This is a genomic window from Agarilytica rhodophyticola, from assembly GCF_002157225.2.
GTDB lineage: Bacteria > Pseudomonadota > Gammaproteobacteria > Pseudomonadales > Cellvibrionaceae > Agarilytica > Agarilytica rhodophyticola.
Genome location: NZ_CP020038.1, coordinates 3,127,047 through 3,130,618 on the forward strand (window position 1 = coordinate 3,127,047; position 3,572 = coordinate 3,130,618).

Genomic DNA, 3,572 nt, shown 5'->3' on the forward strand with positions numbered 1-3,572 from the left:
TAGGTACGTGTGGCTTTCTAAAATATTTAGACGGCTAAAATAGTAGACGTGCAATAAAATGAATGGTACTCCCGATACCTCTTGCGAGAAAAAACCAAGTATTAATCCACAACCACTATCACCGGAGGCATTGGGTAGTAGTGATTTTCTTGAGCGCTATGGTGTTAAATATGCGTATGCCAGCGGTGGTATGTATAAAGGTATCGCATCTGTGGATTTAGTTATTGCCATGGCTAAAGCGCGTTTGATGAGCTTTTTTGGCGCAGGAGGGTTAACGCAAGATATAGTAGAGCGATCGATTGTAGAGATTAAAAATGCTTTAGATCATGGCCATAGCTTTGGTGTTAACCTTTTGCCAGACTATAAAAATCCTCAACAAGAACTGGAGCGCGTCAAACTTCTTTTAAAACACCAAGTAAGGTTTATCGAAGCAGCTGCATATATGTCGATTACACCTGCTTTAGTGCTTTACTGCCTAAAGGGTATCCACAGAAATTCTGCGGGTAAGCTAGTAGCACCTAATACGATTCTCGCTAAGATATCTCATCCTAAAGTGGCAGAAATATTTCTACAGCCTGCGCCAGCAGTCATTGTTGAAAAATTAGTTGAGCAAGCTTATTTAACCAAAAGCGAAGCTGCTTTGGCTCAGTATGTTCCTATTGCGAAAGATATTTGTGTCGAAGCAGATTCCGGTGGCCATACAGATTCGGGTAATCCGAGTGTGATATTTCCGGCGATTAAACGTTTAGCAATTTATGCTCAGTCCTATCACCGCTATTTACAACCCATAGGCGTAGGTCTTGCTGGAGGCATCGGATCACCGGATTCAGCTTTAGCGGCGTTTATGTTAGGGGCTGACTTTATTATGACGGGTTCTATTAATCAATGCACACCAGAGGCGGGTACAAGTATCGCAGTTAAAGACCTCTTACAGGCGATGGATGTTTACGATACCAGCTACGCTCCTGCTGGAGATATGTTTGAAACAGGAGCCAAGGTACAAGTATTAAAGCGCGGTGTACTTTTTGCCGCTCGGGCCAATAAACTATATCAAATCTACTTGCAATATCCTTCACTAGATTCTCTGCCTAAGTCAGTACAAGACCAAATTAAAAAAATTTTATTTAATCAGTCTATCGAGACAATTTGGGTAAAAGTTGAATCATATCTTGCTAAAACAAAACCACAGCACCTGCAGAGGGTTAAAAATAACCCCAAACAGAAAATGGCGGCAGTTTTTCGCTGGTACTTTATGGAAACGACCCGTTTAGCTTTAGAAGGGGATTGTCATAAGCAGGTAGATTTTCAAATACATACAGGCCCAGCCTTGGGCGATTTTAACCAATGGCTAAAAGGGGGAGACTATGAAGCTTGGCAAACACGTCATGTGGCTATGATTGCCGAGTTACTGATGAACAGCTGCGCAGAGCTCGTAAGTCAGCGTTTAGAAAAATTAAAGCAAACTCAGAAAGTGGCGAATTTTGCATAAGTATGCGCAGTACATTAATAGCAGATAAATAAAGGCGAAATTTACTCAGTAATAACCAATATATTATAAAAATAGAGGCTAGCAATGATGTCCGTTTATATTTTTCCAGGTCAAGGAGCACAGTATGTAGGTATGGGAAAAGACTTATTTGAACAGTTTCCAGATTTGCTGGCTCAGGCTGATCATTGCTTGGGGTATAGTATTAAAACCCTCTGCTTAGAAGATCCAGATAGAGTTTTAAGCCAGACGCAGTTTACCCAACCGGCTATTTATACCGTTAGTGCACTGAGTTTTTTGGCAAGGCAAGCACAAGGTCATCGACCGCCTGCGTATATGGCAGGTCATAGCCTAGGTGAGTATAGTGCTTTATTCGCTGCGGGAGCTTTCGATTTTATTACAGGCCTCAGTATTGTGAAGAAAAGAGGCGAGCTAATGAGTCAGGCACCTAGAGGTGCTATGGCGGCGGTGCTACAAATGGATGTGGACACAGTTAATGACATATTAGTTAACAGTGGATTTAATAATATAGATATTGCTAATATTAATTCAAAGCAGCAGTCTATTATCTCTGGTTTACACGAGGAGATCTATTCTCCTGAGCTTGAACAACTGATTACTGCTAAACAGGGAAGATTTATGCCTCTCAATGTGAGCGCAGCATTTCATTCACGTTGTATGCTGGATGTAGAAAAGGTATTTTCTGATTTTTTATCTGAGTTCCATTTAAAGCCAATTTCTATACCTGTTATCTCCAACTATACTGCAAAACCTTATAGTGAAAATAATTATCACCATCTTTTATCACGGCAAATTTCTCAACCAGTTAGGTGGTATGAATCTATTTCATGGTTAATATCACAAGGTTTTGAGGACTTTGTCGAACTTGGCCCAGGTCAAGTGCTAACAAAAATTGGTCAACATATTCGCTCACAACCTATGATAGTAAGTGAACCACAACAACAAGTTACTACTTATAAGCAGAACTCTTTAAGCGATGCGGCTTCTTCTGTGATTGGTTCAAATGTCAACTCAATAACCCATTCTCCAGGCCAACCTTTGCAAACTGTCTTTATGTATGCAGGTCAAGGGTCACAGTACTATCACATGGGACTAGAGCTTTACCAAACTAATTTCTGTTTTAAGCAAAGCATGAATAAACTTAATGCTAAGGTATTGTCATTAAGTGGCAGAGATATCCTAGCAACTCTTTATAAAGAAACTGCTAGGGGAGAGTTTGAAAATATTACTTATACTCACCCTGCCTTATTTATGATTGGCTATAGCTTAACAGAGTTAATGATCGATCAAGGTATTAAACCCGATGCAGTATTAGGTCATAGCTTAGGAGAATTAATTGCCGCAGCCGTCTCAGGCATGATCGATGTGGATGATGCTCTAGGTTTGATTATTCACCAATCCGAATGCTTAAGCCGTCATGGGCAGGAGGCTGGCTTATTGAGCATTATTACCTCACCGGATATTTATTATCGGCGTCCCGATTTGTTTCAATCGGTAAGCTTGGCCGGAACCAATTTTGATAATAATTTTATCGTCGCAGGTTTAAAAGAAGACTTATTGGAATTAAAATCTAAACTCAGTAATGAGGGTTTAATGACTAATACATTGCCTGTGAGCTATGGCTTCCATTCTCATCATATTGATAGTATTGAAGCTGTTTACCGGCAGGCTTTAACTAAGATTCGTGTCTCCCAGCCGCGCCTACCACTATATTCCTCTAGCTTGGCTCGTCAACTTATGCCGAGTGATATTACAGCCGCTGAAAATTATTTTTGGAATATTGTTCGCAAACCCATGCAATTTTATGCGTTGATCGATCATGCTTTTGGTCAGCAAGATAATATGTTTTTTCTTGATATGTCGGCGACTGGCACCTTATCGACTTTTTTAAAATACCAACGTAATCATGAACATCATCATGGTTTTGTTATCAATCGTTACGGTCATAACCAACAAACGTTATCAACTTTACTAAATCAACATAGATTACTCGCCACGACTACTGAAGACATTGTTGTCACGTCTCAGGCCTTATCAGTATAGCTAAAGTTTCTCGGAAAATATT

At 40.1% G+C, this 3,572-nt stretch carries 2 protein-coding genes; both read left to right on the plus strand.

Annotated features, from left to right (window positions below):
• Positions 1 to 58 precede the first annotated feature (58 nt).
• Complete coding sequence (locus BVC89_RS13340; protein WP_086931658.1) at positions 59 to 1,489, plus strand: PfaD family polyunsaturated fatty acid/polyketide biosynthesis protein; 1,431 nt, start codon at positions 59 to 61, stop codon at positions 1,487 to 1,489.
• 84 nt (positions 1,490 to 1,573) lie between these two features.
• Positions 1,574 to 3,550 (plus strand): ACP S-malonyltransferase, encoded by a 1,977-nt coding sequence (fabD, locus tag BVC89_RS13345; RefSeq protein ID WP_086931659.1) that lies wholly within the window; start codon positions 1,574 to 1,576, stop codon positions 3,548 to 3,550.
• The last annotated feature ends 22 nt before the right edge of the window (positions 3,551 to 3,572 follow it).